Annotated in this window: 1 protein-coding gene; it reads right to left on the bottom strand. The window is 38.7% G+C overall.

Annotated features, from left to right (window positions below; genetic code table 11):
* Window positions 1–160: 160 nt before the first annotated feature.
* The coding region (locus ACRCJ0_RS18810; protein ID WP_431391726.1) for a tyrosine-type recombinase/integrase at window positions 161–566 on the bottom strand (406 nt) is incomplete at its 5' end.

A 566-nucleotide genomic window follows, 5' to 3' on the forward strand; every position in this document is an offset into this window, starting at 1 on the left:
TGAACTTTATCGAACCTATATATACATTATAAACTACATGAAGCAATTTAGGGCTTCAAAACAGGTAATAAATAACCCTTTTCTGAAAACATGCAAAAAAAGGCAGGATAATCCTACCTTTTTAGTTAAGTATGTGGTTATGCAAACATTCCTTGTATTTTTATGCCCGCGGATGATTTTGATTATAAATATCCTTCATATGTTGGGCATGAATATGAGTGTATATTTGCGTTGTTGAAATATCAGAGTGGCCAAGGAGTTCTTGGACCACTCTTAAATCCGCCCCATTTTCAAGTAAATGGGTTGCAAAGGAATGGCGCAGGGTATGGGGACTGATGTCTTTGGTAATATGGGCCATAATCACCATCTTCTTCAAGTTCTTCCAAACACCTTGTCTAGATAAAGGCTTACCCCGGTTATTCACGAATAAATAGCCTTGGGTCTCGTCTTCATCCTTTACTAGTTCTGGGCGCCCTTCTGTTAGATACTTGTTAATCCAGTCTTCTGCCATCTCACCGATTGGGACTAGTCTTTCTTTATCCCCTTTACCAATGGTTTGGATAAAG

Source organism: Aerococcus sp. L_32, assembly GCF_050689315.1.